Source organism: Castellaniella hirudinis (assembly GCF_042651965.1).
In the GTDB taxonomy this organism is placed as follows: Bacteria; Pseudomonadota; Gammaproteobacteria; order Burkholderiales; family Burkholderiaceae_B; genus Castellaniella; species Castellaniella hirudinis.
Genome location: NZ_JBHSDY010000006.1, coordinates 240432 through 258497 on the forward strand (window position 1 = coordinate 240432; position 18066 = coordinate 258497).

The window sequence follows — 18066 nt, forward strand, 5'->3', positions numbered from 1 at the left end:
TCTCAAGAGATTAAGACAGCCACCAAAAAAGGACAACCTTGATGGAAAAAATTTCTCTGACAGAGCTATCAGAAAGGTGGCGGAAAAACCAACATAAAAACGGCAAAATCAGAATTGGCATCAAAGTCGGGCACAGCCCGATCAACCATCATCTGCAGATACTCATCAGAAAAATCAATCAATTCAAAAAAATCAGCGGTTACGCACTGACGAGGCAGGCAGAATATGATGCGAACAAACACTGGTACCAACGAGAATTTTCCGGAAGCACCCTTATTACATACAATCACGACGAAAATTTCTTGCTGGAAAGATTCGATGCGGTGCTGCTGCCGGAGTCCAATTTCTATCTATACGAAGACTACCCCAAGAACCTGATCAAGATCGGCCTGCCTCATGGCGTGGACATCCCTTTTCAAAAAACCGTCATGGACTACGGCGGCGGAGCAGTTTTTGATTACATATTAAGCCCGAAAGCGGATTCCTCCAGGGCAGAGCCTGAAGCATTTGAAGACATATATCACAAGAATATCCGCAATCATTCCAGAAATCATGTTTGTCAAATCCCCTTCGGATTCCCAAAGCTGGATGATTTCATCGATGAGGCGACGCAGGCTGAACAATCGGGCGTGAACTCGATCGTCTACCATATTGCAATCCTGTCCATAGAACAGGAAAAATCCATAGACATCATCGCATCGACACTTAAGAAATTGCTGGATAACTTTCCGGACAAAAGGATTATTTTCCGGCCATACAAATACGACCAGGAACACGAAGTCATCCAGCAATGCCTCAGAATCGGGACGGAATACCCGAACTTTTATCTCAGCACGGCGGAATCCTATGCACGTGACTATGCAACCGCGCTCGCCATGGTCTGCCATCGGCCATACAAAGCCCACCTGTTCAGTCTCGCAACGGGGCGCCCTATATTCCTTTGCCATCCCGACGAAAACCCCATCAGCACATCAGATCCATCGGTCAAGCCCTGCCCGGAAAGCGGTCTGGTCCAAGCGCTCAGGTCTTATATAGAAAAAAACGAAACCATCACGCTCACCCAGCGTCTCGACACCTGCCGCCGGCTTGGATTTCACAACCCCGGAAGCTCCGTTGAATATCTCGTCGAAAATATCGACCACATCGTTAAGGACAAACCCCATCCGGACTGGACTTATTATCCTCTGGACTCCGGAAATACCCCGCTTGAAATCGGAGACTACACCGCCATTCAGGTCCTTTCAGCAAAACCGGCGAACATCACCCTCAATGGCATTTTCTTAAAATACCCATCGAGACGGGAAATCCTGCTATTCCTAGCCGATAGCTACTCCAGGAAAACCGTCCTTCTTGATTATTACGCCAAATTAAGCCTGAAATGCTTTTACAGGCTCATCACAGAGGGAACCCCGTCCCATACGCTCAAAGGGATGATCGAATACTGGTGGTCAAAAAAGGGACACGTGCTACTACAGCATGTACTCGACGACCAAGAAGTCCATGCGCGCCAGTCGATAGAACATGCAGACGTGCTCGAAGAAGGCTTTATTTCCAATCTGCTGCTTGCCGCCAAGGATATCCGCACCTACGAAGAAAAGGAGGAATTCCAGGAATACGGAATACTGATCGACTTGAGCACATTTGAGCCTGTCATCCACGACGGCGATTTGGCGCTGTACGGCGCAAGGCAGCTGGCGCACCAATTCCTCGAACATCAGGCCACGACATCACACATCAGAATGATCGTGGATCCGGACGCCCGGATCGTGGGCACGCAAGTCGGGGGCATGACCGTTCAGCATCCCGCCGCGCTTCGCACGTGCGATACACCTATCCTGATCTGCTCATTCGCCTATCTGCTGGAGAGTGTTCTTGAATTGAAAAAGACTCTGGGGTCTAATAGAAAACTGTATGCAGTTTGCAAGGACCCGCAAATTTTCAATTTTCTGCCGCTGCTTCAAGAAATGAGAGATCATTTTCAAAACGCTTGAGAGTCCTGCCGCCGTCTATTAAACCCCACGTGCCACGCGCGCAGCCTATTCCATTCCCATAGACTTCCCGCCGTCCTTTCCCCCCCATTCAGATCAACCGTCCTGAACGCAGTCACCCTTCAGAAATCAAGCTGCCCATGAAAAACCCCACCATCATCTGGATCACAGGCTACTCCGGCTCCGGAAAGACAACCGTAGGAAGAAAGGTCAATTTTCTTCTCAATCAAAATGGCACGAAATCCGTTTTCCTGGATGGTGATGATCTGCGCTCAGTGCTTGGAGAAAAATGGGGATACACCAAAGAAGAGCGAATCGCGCTGGCACACAGCTACTTTCGGCTTTCCAATCTGCTGATGGCTCAGGGCCTGACTGTCGTCATATCCGCCGTCGCGATGTATCACGACGTCTACGCCTGGATCAAGACCAATGTCGACCGCTCTCTGGTGGTTTACCTGGACGTGCCGGAAGAAGAACGCAGAGCCAGGGACCGGGCGACCAAGAACGTCTACGAGAAAATCGGTAATACACAGCAACTATACGACGACCCAAGCTTCGCGGACCTGAAGGTAAAAAATTCGGGCGAAACAACGCCCGAGACATCCGCAGAAATGATTCTTTCGGCAATCCATACCCTCCCCCTCGCCGCTGATCGATCCGACAAAGGACGCGGCACGCACTGGAACACCTATTATTCCGAAGGCCGGCTGATCTCCGAGCCCTCGTCCTTTGCCCTGCTCGTCATGCCGCAAGTCCCGCAAAAGGCCCGGCTGCTCGAAATCGGTTGCGGAAATGGCAGGGACTCCCTATTCTTCTCCAGCCAAGGGCTTCATGTCACTGCGATCGACCCATCGCAAGCAGCCATTGACGTATGCCGCTCGACACCCGGAAGCGACTCTATCGAATTCATCCACGGCACCGTAGACCAACTGACCGAAGCGCATGCCGAAAAATTTGATGCGGCATACAGCCGCTTCTGTCTGCACGCGATGACCGAAGCAGAGGAAATCAGCACACTCGATCAAGTCCGGGCGGCTTTGCGGCCCAAGGCATCCTTCTACATTGAATGCCGCTCCATCAACGACCCGCTCGCACGCCAGGGTGAAGTGATCAGCCCCACCGAGCGCATCCATGGCCATTACCGTCGCTTCATCGTCCTCGATGAGTTGAAGGCACGGCTCGACCAGGCCGGTTTCGACATTCTCTGGTCCGAGGAAGCCGACAATGTCGCCTCCCTCTCAGGTGACAACCCAGTGGTCATACGCCTTGCGGCGCTGCGAAGATAACGGCTGCTTTATTCGCTCAGACCGTAAGCCCCCTTCAAGGATGACGCAGGCGTACAGGTGTCCGAATTGCAGCGGCTGGATTTCAGTCGCTGGATACCCTCCCACCTGGCGGGAGGGATACCACCCTGAACTACAAAATTATCTACTTGCCCGCGATCGTTGCCCAGGGGGCATGATCTCTGCCGTTTCTGGACAGATATTCCGGATCAAATCCGTCCGGCTCCTCTTTCGACTCACCCGGGCTTGCGCGCCAGCAAAGTCGCAAACTGCAGTTGCGCCCCGTGATGCATTGTCCCCAGGTCTTCGTTGTACTTGACCAGTTCCCACCCCTGATACGCCGCGCTGAGTTCCCCCGGCTGCAGGGTAAACGGGAAATTCATGGGGCAAGGATATTGCTCGGTATCCATGGCGCAGACGATCAGGTTGTATCCTCCTGGCAGCGTGCGCCGCTGCATGTCGGCCAGCACCGCATCCACGCGCGACGGGTCGATGAACATCAGCGTCACCGTACAGGCGATGAAACCATAATCCGCACCGATATCGGCCAGATGGATATCGTAAATCTGCGGCGTGATCGTACCGATGGCTTCCCGATCAACGATGGACTGCAGCGCCGCAATGGCCTGGGGATTGGCATCGACGGCCGTAACCTTGAAACCCAGCTGGCTGAGATACAGCGCGTTGCGCCCGCTCGAGCATCCCATATCCAGCACATCGCACGGTTCGATGAGCCGGCAGGCCTGCACGATCTCGCTATGGGGCGGGTTCAGGCCGTAACGGCCATTCAAATCTTCCATGGGCTGAATCCTGTGAATTGACCGGATCGGACGCCTGAGCGGTTGCCCCCGTCCCTCCGGTGCCTTGCAGACGCGGCCGATAGTAGCAAACCGCGACCGCACTATTCCCCAAAGACCCTATTCAGCCCTTCTTCCGCGCCCGGAACGCCGCCACTTTCATCCGGTTCCCGCACACCGCCATGCTGCACCAGCGGCGGCGGTGGGACTTCGTCAGGTCGCAGAACAGCAGGGAACAGCCATCTCCCTCGCATTGCTTCACCCGGTCCAGCGACCCGGCGGCCAACAGGTCCGCCAGCGCGGCCGCGACAGGTTCCAACAAACTGGCGGCATCGGTGCCGCGCGTTTTTTCGACCAGGATGAAGCGGGCGGTCGCCTGATCCCATTCCAGTGCTCGGGATCGCCGGCCCTGCTCCAGGATCCGGTTGACGAGGGTCGTCGGCGCACACGCCCCGGCCTTGGCGCCATCGATCAGGGCCTGCGCGCCGGCGCGCAGCTCGAGCGCCAGCGCGCACAGGCCCTGGGGCGCTTCCTGGATGCCCTCGGGCGCCACGCCGGCGGATTTGAGCCAGTCCAGCACGGCGCGGTCATCGACGAAACACTCGCGGGACGCCGCCCCCACGCCATAACGGGCGTTGAGGAAGTCGATCGCCAGGTGATCCGCGATGAAGAGCGGGACGGATGCATTCGAGGTCATTTCGTTCATCCCGTTATTGTAACCCTTTAAATTATTGTTGACAGGTTATCCATGCATCAGTAACCTTTAAAAAATCAAAAATAGGTTACTCAAGGAGAACCCCCTATGCGATCCAACACATTGCTCGCCGCGAGCAGCCTGGCCAGTGCGCTCATGGCGACCGGGGCGCAAGCCGCCGACACGACGGCGACGGCTCCCCGGGTCCACTACCGCTACGAACAGGTGGATGAGGTCAAGGTCTTTTACCGCGAGGCCGGCAGCCGCGACGATCCGACGGTCCTGCTGCTGCACGGTTTTCCGACGTCCTCGTTCATGTACCGCAATCTGATTCCCCTGCTGGCGGACCGCTACCACGTCGTGGCCCCGGATCTGCCCGGGTTCGGCCTGACCCACGCGCCCGAAGACGGGCGATACGCGTACACGTTCGAGCAGCTCTCCAAGACCCTGGAACGCTTTACGGAGCAGCTCCATCTGGACCGCTATGCCATCCAGGTCTTCGACTATGGCGCGCCGGTCGGCTGGCGCCTGGCGGTCGCCCACCCCGAGCGCATCACCGCGATCATTTCGCAAAACGGCAATGCCTATGAAGAAGGCCTGTCCGAAGGCTGGCAGCCGATCCGGGAGTATTGGCGCTATCCCTCGCCCGAAAATCGGGCTGCTGTCAGGAAATTCATGACGCCTGCCGCGCTGAAATGGCAATACACCCACGGAGTCGATGACGAGAGCCTGATCGCGCCGGAGACCTATCTGTTCGACGCGACGATGATGGCCAGCCCGGGCAACCTGGACATCCAGTTGGACCTGATCCTGAACTACGCCGACAACGTCGCGCAGTATCCTGAATACCAGGCCTACTTCCGCCGCTACCAGCCGCCGCTGCTGGCGGTCTGGGGCCGCAACGATCCGTTCTTCCTGCCGGCAGGGGCCGAGGCCTGGAAGCGTGACATCCCCACGGCAGAGGTCCATTTCTATGACACCGGCCATTTTGCGCTGGAGACCCACGCGACGGAGATCGGGATGGAGATCAAGGACTTTCTGGATCGGCACCTGCGGCGCTGATCCCGAACGCCCATGCTAACATGTAACATTGGCCCGATGCGGGCTTCCCACCCGGGATTGCCCCACCCCATGAAAAACAGCACCTTGACCGCCCTGCTTTCGGGCCTGCTTCGCGGTCTTTCCGCCCTGCCCTACGGGCTGGTCGCCCGGCTGGGCGAGGCGTTGGGATCTCTGCTTTACCTGATCCCCGGGAAACGCAGGCATATCCTGCACACCAATCTGCGCCTGTGCTTTCCAGAACAATCCGAAGCCCAGCGCGAGCGCCTGGCGCGCGCGAGCTTCCAGCACGTCATCCGCAGCTACCTGGAACGCGGCCTGCAATGGTACGGCAGTGCGCAGGCCATCACGGACAGGATGGAACTGGACAGCGCCATCGACCTGCAGGACCGCTACGACCAGCCGACCATCTTCCTGGGGTTCCATTTCGCCGCCATCGAAGCCGTCTGCATGTATTACTCGATACGGCACCCGGTCGCGTCGATCTATACCCCGATGTCCGATGCCGTGACGGAAGCGATCTCCAGGGAACGACGCGCGCGATTCGGCACGACGATGATTCCGCGCCACGGCAGCGCCCGCGACATCCTGAACGTCCTGAAATCCGGCACGCCCATCATGCTGGCGGCGGACATGGACTTCGGGCTGCGCGATTCGGTATTCGTGCCTTTCTTCGGCGTGCAGGCCTGCACCCTGACCGCCGTGTCGCGCCTGGCGCACTTGAGCGGTGCGCGCGTCGTGCCCTTCGTCTCGGAAGTCCTGCCCGGCTACCGCGGCTACAAGCTGCGGATCTATCCGGCGCTGCCCTCGTTCCCGAGCGGCGACGTCCGGGCCGACGCGTTGGCGATGAACCAATTTCTCGAGGCGCGCATCCGCGAGACGCCCGATCAATACTATTGGGTGCACCGCCGGTTCAAGCGCCGCCCGCAAGGCGAGGCGCCGGTTTACTGAACATCCCGCGAGGAAGAGAACATGAGCGATTCGCCTCCACGAAAGCCCCTTCCGCCCCACGAGTCCATCCCCGAGCCGTCCGTCGGATGCCCCGGCGGACCCGCGATGAATCCTCCGCTGGACGCTGACGAACGCCTGCGCTCCATCCTCGCGTCGCCCACGTACCGCCTCGCCTACGAGGACACGGATCTGCTCACTGAAAAGGACCTGCGCCCCTTGCGCCTGCAGCTCGAACTGCTCAAGCCCGAGCGCGTCTTGAACGAGCAGGGCGTGCACTCGACCGTGGTGGTCTTCGGCAGCGCACGCGTGCGCGACGCCGCCACCGCACGCGAGCGGCTCGCGGCGCTGGAACGACAACGGGACCCCGCAACGCCGGATCCGGCGCAGGAACGGGAACTGGCCCAAGCCCGCCGCCGCGTGGAACAGGCGCGGTACTACGAAGAGGCACGGCGCTTCGCCCAACTGATTTCAGCGCGTTTCCAGCAGGAAAAACGCTGTGACTTCGTCGTCGTCACCGGCGGCGGCCCCGGCATCATGGAGGCCGCCAACCGCGGCGCGTACGACGCCGGGGCGCGCTCGATCGGACTGAACATCACCTTGCCGCACGAGCAGGCTCCCAATGCCTACATCACACCGGAACTGGCCTTCCGCTTCCACTACTTCGCCCTGCGCAAGATGCATTTCCTGATCCACGCGCGCGGTCTGGTCGCCTTTCCGGGCGGCTATGGCACACTGGACGAACTGTTTGAAGTGCTGACTCTGATCCAGACCCGCAAGATGGCCCCGATTCCGGTGGTCCTCGTCGGGCGCGCATTCTGGCGCCGCGCCATCGATTTCGACTACCTGATCAATGAGGGCTACATCGCGCCGGGAGACGTCGATCTGTTCGAGTACGCTGACGACGCCGAGGAGATCCTCGCTGCCCTGGAGCGTTCTCAGGCGCCCCCCATGGGGGAAAACACCTCGGCATGAGCCGGACCCAGCCGCCCGGATCTGCGCAGATCCCGCGCGGGGCTACTCGCCGCGAAGACGCACGGTCAGGCTTTGCGCCGCCGTGCCGACAGGCCCGCGGATGTCGCTCAGGACCGAAAAGGTCTCGCCCAGCCCGGTCGGACCAAAGCTGACGCGCGTGTCGAAACCGACCCAGCCGGCTTCGGGCTGGCGCGTGAAATGAAGGGTCAGATCGACGTTGGCAAAGAACACCGCGTTCGGATCAGCGCGCACCGCCAGTCCGTTGGCGGTGTCGACCAGTTTCACGAAAGCGGCGACGGGCGGATCGATTTCACCCTCGACCAGCGGACAAGATGTGCGTATCCAGCTTTGCCCCCGGCCCGGACGCGCATCGGCGCTGCGGCGCGCCTCCAGGGACGCGATGAATCCGCCTCCCCAGACCGACGAGAACGACAAGGGCGGCATTGCATCGGGCGGCGGCATCGGCGTCCATTCGCAGCCCTGCACCTGTGTCGTATCGGACGCAGCCAGGCGCCAGATCCGGGCCTGGATGCTGACCTGATCCCCATGCCGCATGCTGGCCTCGATCAGTTCGATCGAACGGCCCGGCCGCACCATGCGGACGTCGATGGTGAACGGGCCGGAATGGATGACCCCCAGCACGTCGAACGACACCCGCGACACCAGCTTGTCGCTGGGCAGGCGGCGCTCGGCCTCGGCCAGGATCAGGCCGGCGGCGACAGCCAGATGCTGCTCGCCGGGCTGCCAGGCGCCTTGCGAATGCAAGGTGGACAGGAATTCGTGTTCCCCGCGACGCACGTAAAAAGCGTCCGGGTAGGACGCGCCGTCGTGGCCGAGGTGTTGGTTAGGGGCGGTAGGCATGCGCAAGAGTATAGCGTCGGAAAAGCATACACTGACAGTCATCCACGCTTTCTCAATCTTGCGCGGCTTGACGAACCGCCCATCCCCTATTCCTGATTCCTTATCGTGACCGACACGGCCTTTTCCTCTCTGCCTCTGCTGCCCGCCTTGCTGGACAATCTGCAAAGCCTGGGCTTCGAACACATGACGCCGATCCAGGCGCAAAGCCTGCCGCTGATCCTGGAGGGCCGCGATCTGATTGCGCAGGCCAAGACCGGCAGCGGCAAGACCGCCGCATTCGGCCTGGGGGTGCTGCAGAAGCTGGATACCAACCGCCTGGTTCCGCAGGCCCTGGTGGTCTGCCCCACCCGCGAACTGGCGAACCAGGTCGCCCAGGAACTGCGCCGGCTGGCCCGCCTGATCCCCAACGTCAAGCTGCTGACGCTGTGCGGCGGCGCCGCTGCGCGTCCCCAGGCCGAATCGCTGGGCCGAGGCGCCCATCTGGTGGTGGGCACGCCCGGCCGCATCCAGGACCATCTGGAACGCGGCAGTCTGGACCTGTCCGGCCTGAACACCCTGGTGCTGGACGAGGCCGACCGCATGGTGGACATGGGCTTTTATGACGACATCGTCGCGATCGCCTCGCATTGCCCGACCCTGCGCCAGACGCTGCTGTTCTCGGCCACTTACCCCGACAATATCCGCAAGCTCAGCGCCCGCTTTCTGCGCAACCCGGCCGAAGTCAAAGTCGAAGTCCTGCACGATGCCGGCCGCATCGAACAGATCTTCTACGAAATCAACGAAGACCAAAGGCTGGACGCCGTGGTCAAGCTACTGGCCCACTTCCGCCCGGTCTCCACGCTGGCCTTCTGCAACACCAAGATCCGCAGCCACGAACTGGTCGAGCGCCTGCAGTTCGAGGGCATCAGCGCCCAGGCGATCCACGGCGACCTGGAACAGCGGGAACGCGACGAGATCCTGATCCAGTTCGCCAACCAGAGCTGCACCGTCCTGGTTGCAACCGACGTCGCCGCCCGGGGACTGGACATCCAGCACCTGGGCGCCGTGATCAATGTGGACGTGACCCGCGACACCGAGGTCCACGTGCACCGCATCGGCCGCAGCGGCCGGGGGGAACAGAAGGGGCTGGCGCTGAGCCTGTGCACGCCCGAGGAAATGCGCTGGGCGGACCTGGTCGAACAGTACCAGGGCGCGCCGCTGAAATGGGCGGATCTCAAGTCGCTGCGCCCTCAATCCGACGGCGCCTTGCGCACGCCCATGGTCACCTTGTGCATCCAGGGCGGCAAGAAAGACAAGCTGCGCCCCGGCGACCTGCTGGGCGCCCTGACGGGCGACGGCGGCCTGACCTTCGAACAGGTCGGCAAGATCAATATCACCGAGTTCCGCTCCTACGTCGCCCTGGACCGCCGGATCGCCAAGCAGGCGTTTGCGCAGATCTCCAATAGCCCGATCAAGGGGCGCCGGTTCCGCATGCGCTTCATGGAAGCATTCTGAGCCGGCCCGCGCCAGGGCCAGATCACATATCCACACGGTATCGATGCCAAGCCAGACGCTGTCCCTCGCCCAGGCCCGCAAGCTGCATCTCGCCGCCCTGGGCCTGCTGAGCACACCGCGTCGCAAGGCCACGCGGCAAGACCTGCGCCGGTGCATCGAACGCATGCAACTGCTGCAGATCGACACCATCCACGTCGTTGCGCGCAGCCCGTATCTGGTGCTGTTTTCCCGGCTGGGCGCCTATCCGCCGGCCTGGCTGGACGCGGCGCTGGCCGAGGGCCACGTCTTTGAGACCTGGGCGCACGAAGCCTGTTTCGCCCCCACGACCGACGTCCCCCTGCATCGCAGCTACAACCGGCAGGCGCGCAGTCACTGGGGCCTGAAACGCGCACAGGATCAGGTGCTCAGCCACCGGCCCCAACTGGACGCCCTGCTGGCCCACATCGACGCCCACGGCCCGGTCAAGTCATCCGACTTCGAGCGCCAGGATGGACAAAGCGGCGGCTGGTGGGGCTGGAAAGATGAGAAGCGCTGGCTCGAAACCCTGTTCGCCACGGGTGAACTGATGGTGGCGCGGCGCGACAAATTCCAGCGCGTCTACGATCTGTCGCATCGCGTCTGCCCCTCGCTGGCGGATGCGCCCGTGCCCGACGCCGCCGAAGTGCATGCGCAATTCATCGCAAAAGCCGTCCTTGCCCTGGGCATCACCCAGGCGCGCTGGATCAACGACTACTTTCGCCAGAAACCCCGCCTGAAAGACGCCGACCTGGACATGCTGGTGGCCCGAGGCGTGCTGCAGCGCGTGGCCGTGCAGGGTTGGTCCAGCCCCGGCTACGTGCACCGGCAGCATGCCGACTTGCTGCAACAAACCCTGGACGGCCGCTTGCGCGCCACCCACACCACGCTGCTGTCCCCTTTCGACCCGCTGGTGTGGGACCGCGAACGCGCTTCGGCGTTATGGGGTTTCGACTACCGCATCGAATGCTACACGCCCGAAGAAAAGCGGACGTACGGCTACTTCGTCCTGCCCATTCTGCACCGGGGCGCGCTGGTGGGGCGGCTGGATGCCAAGGCGCACCGGACGCAGGGCGTGTTCGAGATCAAGGCCCTGTTTCTGGAGCAGGACATCACGCTGGACGAAGCCGCGCTGCACGCGGTGGCCCAAGCGATCCAGCGCTGCGCGGATTGGCATGGCACACCCGAGGTGTGCGTGCAACGGACGGAGCCCGCTGCGCTGTTGTCGCGCCTGCAAGCCGCCGTTCGTCTTGGGTCGTCCACGCGCTAAGCGCTACGCCGCGTCCGTCTCCGACCGGCCGACCGTCGGCAACGTCTCGGTGCCGCCGCTCAGGGCGCGCTGCATCAGCACCGTATCCACCCACTGGCCCAGCTTGAAGCCGACCCCGGTCAGAATGCCGACATGGCGGAACCCGCAGTTCTGGTGCAGGATGATCGAGCTGGTATTCGCACGATCACCGATCACCGCGACCATCTGGCGCCACGGCCCTTGCTCGCAGCGCGCAATCAGCGCGCGCAAGAGTGTGCTGCCGACGCCTTTGCCGTCCATGCCGTCTTCGACGTAGACGGAGTTTTCGATGGTGTACTGGTAGGCGGGACGCGGACGGTAGGCGGTCGCGCAGGAATAGCCCACCACCTTGCCGCTCACCTCGGCCACCAGGTACGGCAGGCCGCTGTCCAGGACGGCGGCGCGCCGATCGGCCATCTCATCGACCGAGGGAGGCGTGTCCTCGAAGGTCGCAATCCCACTGAGCACGTGATGCGCGTAGATGCGCTGAATGGCTACGACATCCTCCGGGGTCGCGTCCCGCACCTCGATCCCGCCGCTCGGGCCGGAAGCATTCAAGTCAAGCATCGGATTCATTCCATCGTCCAGTCGTCTTGGCAAACCGGTGTCCGCGACTCATCGCCGAACACCGCCGTCGCCACCAGACTGCATGATGCATGAGATTTTCCGAAAGCAAAAATAAATTGCGTGTCTTGGCAGGATCGGGCGCGCGACCGGGGCCCCGGCAAAACCCGCGCTATTGATTGACCCGGCCGGGCAGCGACAAGTCGCCCGAAGCGATCTTGAAGACGTCGGCGACGCACAGCAAGGGGCTGTGCACGCTGGCGTTGACGCGCAAGGCGGCCGTCACCCCATCAAAACCGCCGGCCGCGACGATACCGATATCGTCGAACGGCACGCGCACTTCGACAGTCTCGTTCTTGAACAGCGGCGTCCAGCCCGGGCTGTCGATCAGGATGGGCAGGCCCGGCCAGGTCCTGGGCACACGAGGCTTGGCGCCTTCGGGGATGTCCACGACCTTCAGCGCACCCGGTCCGCACGCCGCATCGGGCTGCAACACCACCCAATGCGAATGCCACAGGTCGCCGTCATTGTTCGGGTCCCCGTCGCCGTTCTCGTCGAACAGCGGCGTGTCATCGAAATCGGGGTGTGAGGTGACCGCGAAGGCCAGGATGCCGGCCTTCGGCTCGAAACCGATCACGGAGGGGTCCAGGCTGGTCGGCCAGACATACGAGAACACCGAACTGCCGGCGAGCTTGCCGGACTTGGAGGGACGCACGGCGCCGGCCTTGCCGGACACCGCCATCTGGAAGATGGCGAGATTGCCTTCGGTGGAAATCCGGGTCCGGACGATATCGAAGGACGCTTTGACCGTCTTGACGGCCCGGGTCGAAAGGCCGCCGTGATGGTCCGTGCCGTGGGCGGACGCGCCGCCCGCAAAACCCGTCAGCAAGGCAGCGAGGATGAGAGAAGGTTTGAGCAGTTTCATGGCCTGTCCTTTCAGGAGAGTGATCTGGCATGGACAGTATCGAGGCATAGGCAATATTATTGGTATCGAATCATCCATAAAACATACCAATTCGTCCAATCTGAGGCCTGCCTATGGAAACCCAACCAGCCATCGACCGCCTCTCCGGCATGCTTGAACGGTTCCGGGTGCGGGCGCAGTTGCATCATTCCGGCGCGCTGTGCGGCATCCAGCGTTTCGATGCGCACGGCGGCCACGGCTTCCTGCACGTCCTGCGCCGCGGCCCGCTGGAAGTACGCCACCCGGGCGCGTGCGGCCTCCCCCGATCGATGCGCTTCGACGAACCGACGCTGCTGCTGTATCCGCGCCCCCTCGCCCACCACTTCCACAACCCTCCGGTGGAAGGCGCCGACTTCACCTGCGCGCGGCTGGACTTCGACGGCGGCCCCTGCAACCCCCTGGCGCGGGCGCTGCCCGCTTTGATCGCGCTGCCGCTGGCGCAGGTGTCGGGCCTGGACCAGGCGCTGGAACTGCTGTTTGCCGAAACCGATCGCGTGCGCTGCGGCCAGCGCCTGCTTGCGGATCGGCTGTTCGAGGTGGTCGTGATCCAGCTGATGCGCTGGCTGCTGGATCATCCACAAGAGGCAGGCATACAGCCCGGCCTCATCACCGGGCTGTCGGACCCGCGCCTGGCCCGCGCCCTGGTCGCGCTGCACGAAGCGCCCGGCGAAGTCTGGCCGCTGGAGCGCATGGCCGGCTGCGCCGGCATGTCCCGCACGGCATTCGCCAACGCCTTCCGCGACATCGTGGGCCAGACGCCCGCCGACTACCTGGGCGACTGGCGCATGGCGCTGGCGCAAAGCCGACTGCGCGAAGGCCGGCCGATCAAGATCCTGGCGGACGAACTCGGCTATGCGAATCCTTCCGCGCTTTCACGGGCGTTTGCGGCCCGGGTGGGGATGTCGCCCAGGGAGTGGCTGGCGGGGGGCCGAACACTGCCATGAACTAATGCCAGCGAGCTACGCTCACGTCCACCAGACGGGCCGTTGGCTTCCGCCAGGGCTTTGTGCAAGGCGGCGCTGCCTGAGAGCGCTCAGACGGCCGGCGCCCACTCCACGCGATCGCGCCCTGCAGCCTTGCCGCGATAAAGCGCGGTATCCGCCTGCTGCATGACCTCGTCCAGCGCTTCGGCGCCGGTGAAATCCAGTGAAATTCCGATGGTGACCGTGCACCGCACCGGTTCGGGCGGATGATCGCCGGACACCCGGCTGGATGCCGCCGCCTCACGCATGCGTTCGGCCAGGCGCACGGCGCCGCCGTGGTCGGTATTCAATGCGATCACGACAAATTCCTCGCCGCCCAATCTGCAGACGAGATCTCCCTGCCGGGCCGTGTGCTTGAGGGTTTGCGCCACACGGCACAAAACGGCATCGCCCACCTGGTGGCCGTGGACATCGTTGATCTGCTTGAAGTGGTCGATGTCCACCATCAGCAGATAGGCGGACCCCGCCATCCGGGAACGGAAATGCGCGGCCAGCCCTTCCACCAGACCGCGCCGGTTCAACAGGCCGGTCAGCGGATCCTTGACGGCCAGCACCCGCAACTGGTCGACGAGGCGACTCAACACCAGCCAGACTGCGGCCGGCGGCAGCACCGTACCCAGGAACGACATGTAGAGATAGAACACCATCTGAAAACCGCTGTTCATATCCAAGGCCGGCAGCCCCTTGGTGAGGATCATCACGAACTTCGCGGCGTTCAACACGCAGATGCCGCCGATCATGACGGAGAACAGGGCCATCTCGACACGCAGGTCCCTGGCAAACGTGCGCATGCCGTAGAGCAAGGCCACCGTCATGCCCAGGAACAGCACAGCGCAGGAACCAGCCAGCAAGGCGTGGCGGGCTTCGGTCCCGAGCGTCGCCTGCACCAGCAGTTGCGCCACAGTATAGAGACCCGCCACCGTGAGCAATGGCGTCCACACCGGGACGGGCCGGTCAAAGAACCGGATTGCTCCCAGCACATATGCGACCGGTGCGCAGAGCGTCAGCGTATGATTGACGACACTCATCACGCCCCACCCCGGCGCACCGCCCAGCAGCTGCAGACAATAGGCCAGGCCCAGCAGAAGATGACCGGCAGCAAAGACATCGGTGCCCATCTTCCTGTCATTCAGCCGGGTGCTGATCAGCAGGAACATCACGCAAAAACACAGCAGATGCACGCACAGCATGCCCAGGATGATGGTCGCATTCATGATCAGTGAAATCTTTCTGCTCTTGCAAGCTGTTCCATTTTGTACTGCCCCGGCGTAACGCCAAATACCCGACGAAACAAGGCAATGAAAGCGCTCACATTCCCGTAGCCTAAATCCAGCGCAATGGCAGTGACCGGCTTGCCGGCCGCCAGCAATTCCAGCGCCCGCAGTAAACGCACGCGTTGACGCCATTCGGTGAAGCTGAACCCCGTTTCCGCCGCGAAACGGCGGCTCAGCGTGCGGGACGCAATCCCGGCCCAGTCCGCCCACTCGTCAAGACGTCGGTCATCATCAGGCTGATCCGACAGCGCCCGCGCAATCTGCAGCAATCGCGCGTCCTGCGGCATGGGCAACCCCAGAGCCTCCTGGGGCGAGGCGCTGATCTCGTCGAGAATCACGTCCACCAGCCGCGCCTGGGCCGCATCGAGCACATCGCCCGGCCATGACGCAGCGCGCGCCACGGCTTCGCGCAGCAAGCCTGAAACAGCCAGAACACCAGGCTCGGCAGGCAACGCAATGCAGGCAGGCGCGGCGACATACACGCTCCAGCCCGAAAAAGGCCCATGCGAGCGCAGCCCGTGCGGCACTTCGGGCGGTATCCAGACCGCATGGGTGGCTGGCACCACCCAGCGGCGGCTGCCGGCATTGACTGACAGCAATCCTTGCGCCGCGCCGAACAATTGTCCACGCGCGTGGCTGTGGCGGCGAGTCACCCGAACCGCGCCGGCCTGCGCCGTGACGACGAGCAACGGCGGCCCCTCCACAGAAGAGGCTAATTCTGGCGGGACTAATGGCGTGATCATCAGTGGCGTGAAAAAGCTGTCGAATGTCTTTTATACCGTACTCCCGCCAACCTGCGCAGCCTAAAGTGCAGTCTGGACAGCATCATCAGGGAAAGACATGAAAGCCATCACCATTCACACCGCGCTGGATGCGTTGCTCAACCAGAAGCACCTTCCACTGGAAAAGGTGCTGAACCGCCATTTCAGCCCCGACTACCGGCAACGCACCAACGGTCAGTGGGACGACCGCGAGGGATTCATGCGCCATGCGCGCAAGCTGCGCGAGGTCGTCGTTTCGGCCCGAATCGAGGTACTGGAGGAATTGCGCGACGGCGATCATTACGCCGATCGCCACCGTGTCCGCATCACGAAGCGCGATGGCTCGCAAGTGATCCAGGAGGTCTATTTGTTCGCGCAGATCGATCAGGATGGTCGTTTCGCGCGGATCGAAGAAACCACGCTGATGCTGGAAGGTGCGGAGACTGACCGCGATATCGGCAGCGCGAAATGACATGCAAGAGAGGATGCCTATCCGCAGCCCGAGGAGACAGCACACACGACAGCTCAATCGTTCCTCAAAACCCTGGAAACCCATCGAAACAACAATGTCTTGAGACGCCCGTCCGACGCCGTCACCGAACGGTATAGTCGAACCGGATGTACGGACAAGCAGTATCGCGCATGAACGCAACAGGCAGCGCCGCCCTCTCGGCGGTCAACCGGTTCGGACTGGGCGCCAGGCCCGGCGAACTCAACGACATTGGCCAACCGCAAGACTGGCTGCTGTCGCAGATCGCGCGCGGCCCGGATGGTGACAAACTGTTCGAGGACCTGCCGACCAGCCTCGATTACCTGCGCGGGCAAGCGCTGTTCCAACAGACGCGCCGCAAGCTGACAGATGAAGCCCGGTCCCGGCGGGATACCCTCAAGAAAGACGCAGAGTCAAACGCCGCGGCCCTGCAGCAGGCCTTGAAACCCTACCGCGAAGAAGAGCGCAACAAGCTGCTGGCCGAAGCCGCCGCACGCTGCCAGGTCGCGACGACCACCGACACGCCCTTTGTGGAACGGCTGGTGCGTTTCTGGTCCAACCACTTTGCCGTCTCCGTCGACAAAGTGTCCGTGCGTCCGCTGGCCGCGCCCATGGAGCGCGAAGCGATCCGCCCGCATGTCACGGGCCGTTTCGCCGATATGCTGCTCGCGGTCGAGACCCATCCGGCGATGCTGCTGTACCTGGACAATGTGCGCTCGACCGGACCGAATTCCCCGCTGGGCCGACGCATCGCGCAGCGGCTCGCGCGCAAAGGCGCGCAGGACAAAGGCAAGGCCGGAGGGCTCAACGAAAACCTGGGCCGCGAGACGATGGAGCTGCATACGGTGGGAGTCAACGCCGGCTATACGCAAGCCGACGTCACCGAACTCGCGCGCGCACTGACCGGTTGGAGCATCCCGTTCCCCCGCGATTTCGCCAACGGCGGGCAGCCGGACTCGGCATTCGCGTTTCGCGCCAAGACGCACGAGCCCGGCGACCGCCGAGTGATGGGTCGGACCTTCCAGGCAGACGGATTCGGACAGGGGCGCGCCATCCTGGCGTTTCTCGCGCGCCAGCCCGCCACCGCCAGGCACCTGTCGCTGCAGCTTGCCCGGCACTTCGTGTCCGACAACCCGCCGGCGTCGCTCGTGAAGAGAATGGCGCAAAGCTATCTCGAACACGACACCAGTCTCGCCGCCGTCTATCGAACCCTCATCGAAAGCCCCGAAGCCTGGGAGGCCGATGCGCGCAAGTTCCGCACGCCTCAAGACTTCGTCACGGCGTCGCTGCGCGCGGCCCAGATCGATCTCGGCGGCAAGCCGCAGATCGTGCTGGGCTTGTTGAGGAAACTCGGCGAACCCCTATTCGAACCCCGTTCCCCGGCCGGCTTCTCCGACAACTCGGCCAACTGGATGGACCCCGACGCGCTATGGAAACGCGTGCAGGCGGCCGAGGCCTTGTCCACTCGCGTCGCCGCGCGCGGCGGTGAAGAACCCCTGGCGTGGGCGCAGAGCGTTCTCGGCCCCCTGCTCGACGAAGACACCGCCCAGGCGATCCAGCGCGCCGAATCGAAACGGCAAGCGCACGCGACCTTGTTCGCATCCCCGACTTTTCAGTGGAGGGCGTGA

General features: G+C 62.3%; 17 protein-coding genes. 10 read left to right on the plus strand and 7 right to left on the minus strand.

Going from position 1 to position 18066, the window contains the following annotated elements:
• Positions 1 to 41 precede the first annotated feature (41 nt).
• Both ACFO0J_RS11445 and ACFO0J_RS11450 read left to right on the plus strand, forming a co-directional pair.
• Positions 42 to 1991: a hypothetical protein gene (locus ACFO0J_RS11445; protein WP_376813207.1), complete on the plus strand. Its 1950-nt coding sequence runs from the start codon at positions 42 to 44 to the stop codon at positions 1989 to 1991.
• 137 nt (positions 1992 to 2128) lie between these two features.
• Complete coding sequence (locus tag ACFO0J_RS11450) at positions 2129 to 3274, plus strand: adenylyl-sulfate kinase (protein WP_376813208.1); 1146 nt, start codon at positions 2129 to 2131, stop codon at positions 3272 to 3274.
• A 233-nt stretch (positions 3275 to 3507) separates the two neighbouring features.
• On the opposite strand, the gene tehB is transcribed toward ACFO0J_RS11450, so the two are convergent.
• Both tehB and ACFO0J_RS11460 read right to left on the minus strand, forming a co-directional pair.
• Positions 3508 to 4071: a tellurite resistance methyltransferase TehB gene (gene tehB, locus ACFO0J_RS11455; RefSeq protein WP_376813209.1), complete on the minus strand. Its 564-nt coding sequence runs from the start codon at positions 4069 to 4071 to the stop codon at positions 3508 to 3510.
• Between the two features lie 121 nt (positions 4072 to 4192).
• Positions 4193 to 4765, minus strand: coding sequence for a CGNR zinc finger domain-containing protein (locus tag ACFO0J_RS11460; RefSeq protein ID WP_376813210.1), 573 nt, complete (start codon positions 4763 to 4765; stop codon positions 4193 to 4195).
• 153 nt (positions 4766 to 4918) lie between these two features.
• Between ACFO0J_RS11460 and ACFO0J_RS11465 the strand changes: the two genes are divergently transcribed.
• From ACFO0J_RS11465 to ACFO0J_RS11475, 3 genes are all read left to right on the plus strand, one after another.
• Positions 4919 to 5824, plus strand: a complete 906-nt coding sequence (locus tag ACFO0J_RS11465; protein WP_376813249.1) for an alpha/beta fold hydrolase — start codon at positions 4919 to 4921, stop codon at positions 5822 to 5824.
• A 69-nt stretch (positions 5825 to 5893) separates the two neighbouring features.
• Entirely contained in the window at positions 5894 to 6772 is an 879-nt protein-coding gene (locus tag ACFO0J_RS11470) for a lipid A biosynthesis lauroyl acyltransferase (protein ID WP_376813211.1), read from the plus strand.
• Positions 6773 to 6877: 105 nt separating this feature from the next.
• Positions 6878 to 7744: an LOG family protein gene (locus ACFO0J_RS11475; protein WP_376813212.1), complete on the plus strand. Its 867-nt coding sequence runs from the start codon at positions 6878 to 6880 to the stop codon at positions 7742 to 7744.
• Between the two features lie 42 nt (positions 7745 to 7786).
• Here ACFO0J_RS11475 and ACFO0J_RS11480 read toward each other — a convergent pair whose 3' ends face one another.
• A complete protein-coding gene (locus tag ACFO0J_RS11480; RefSeq protein WP_376813213.1) occupies positions 7787 to 8605 on the minus strand; it encodes a thioesterase family protein in 819 nt (272 codons plus the stop codon).
• Between the two features lie 105 nt (positions 8606 to 8710).
• Between ACFO0J_RS11480 and dbpA the strand changes: the two genes are divergently transcribed.
• Positions 8711 to 10099: an ATP-dependent RNA helicase DbpA gene (gene dbpA / locus ACFO0J_RS11485; RefSeq protein ID WP_376813214.1), complete on the plus strand. Its 1389-nt coding sequence runs from the start codon at positions 8711 to 8713 to the stop codon at positions 10097 to 10099.
• A 43-nt stretch (positions 10100 to 10142) separates the two neighbouring features.
• Positions 10143 to 11384, plus strand: coding sequence for a winged helix-turn-helix domain-containing protein (locus ACFO0J_RS11490; protein ID WP_376813215.1), 1242 nt, complete (start codon positions 10143 to 10145; stop codon positions 11382 to 11384).
• A gap of 3 nt (positions 11385 to 11387) precedes the next feature.
• On the opposite strand, the gene ACFO0J_RS11495 is transcribed toward ACFO0J_RS11490, so the two are convergent.
• Entirely contained in the window at positions 11388 to 11969 is a 582-nt protein-coding gene (locus ACFO0J_RS11495; protein WP_376813216.1) for a GNAT family N-acetyltransferase, read from the minus strand.
• Between the two features lie 169 nt (positions 11970 to 12138).
• The gene (locus ACFO0J_RS11500; protein ID WP_376813217.1) at positions 12139 to 12891 is read right to left on the minus strand and encodes a hypothetical protein; all 753 of its coding nucleotides are present in this window, start codon (positions 12889 to 12891) and stop codon (positions 12139 to 12141) included.
• 113 nt (positions 12892 to 13004) lie between these two features.
• Between ACFO0J_RS11500 and ACFO0J_RS11505 the strand changes: the two genes are divergently transcribed.
• A complete protein-coding gene (locus ACFO0J_RS11505; protein WP_376813218.1) occupies positions 13005 to 13874 on the plus strand; it encodes an AraC family transcriptional regulator in 870 nt (289 codons plus the stop codon).
• 89 nt (positions 13875 to 13963) lie between these two features.
• Here ACFO0J_RS11505 and ACFO0J_RS11510 read toward each other — a convergent pair whose 3' ends face one another.
• Both ACFO0J_RS11510 and ACFO0J_RS11515 read right to left on the minus strand, forming a co-directional pair.
• Complete coding sequence (locus ACFO0J_RS11510) at positions 13964 to 15127, minus strand: GGDEF domain-containing protein (protein WP_376813219.1); 1164 nt, start codon at positions 15125 to 15127, stop codon at positions 13964 to 13966.
• Between the two features lie 2 nt (positions 15128 to 15129).
• Entirely contained in the window at positions 15130 to 15930 is an 801-nt protein-coding gene (locus ACFO0J_RS11515) for an AraC family transcriptional regulator (RefSeq protein WP_376813220.1), read from the minus strand.
• A gap of 97 nt (positions 15931 to 16027) precedes the next feature.
• On the opposite strand from ACFO0J_RS11515, the gene ACFO0J_RS11520 reads away from it, so the two are divergent.
• Both ACFO0J_RS11520 and ACFO0J_RS11525 read left to right on the plus strand, forming a co-directional pair.
• Complete coding sequence (locus ACFO0J_RS11520; RefSeq protein WP_376813221.1) at positions 16028 to 16420, plus strand: nuclear transport factor 2 family protein; 393 nt, start codon at positions 16028 to 16030, stop codon at positions 16418 to 16420.
• A gap of 170 nt (positions 16421 to 16590) precedes the next feature.
• On the plus strand, positions 16591 to 18066 hold the full coding sequence (locus ACFO0J_RS11525) for a DUF1800 domain-containing protein (protein WP_376813222.1): 1476 nt from the start codon (positions 16591 to 16593) through the stop codon (positions 18064 to 18066).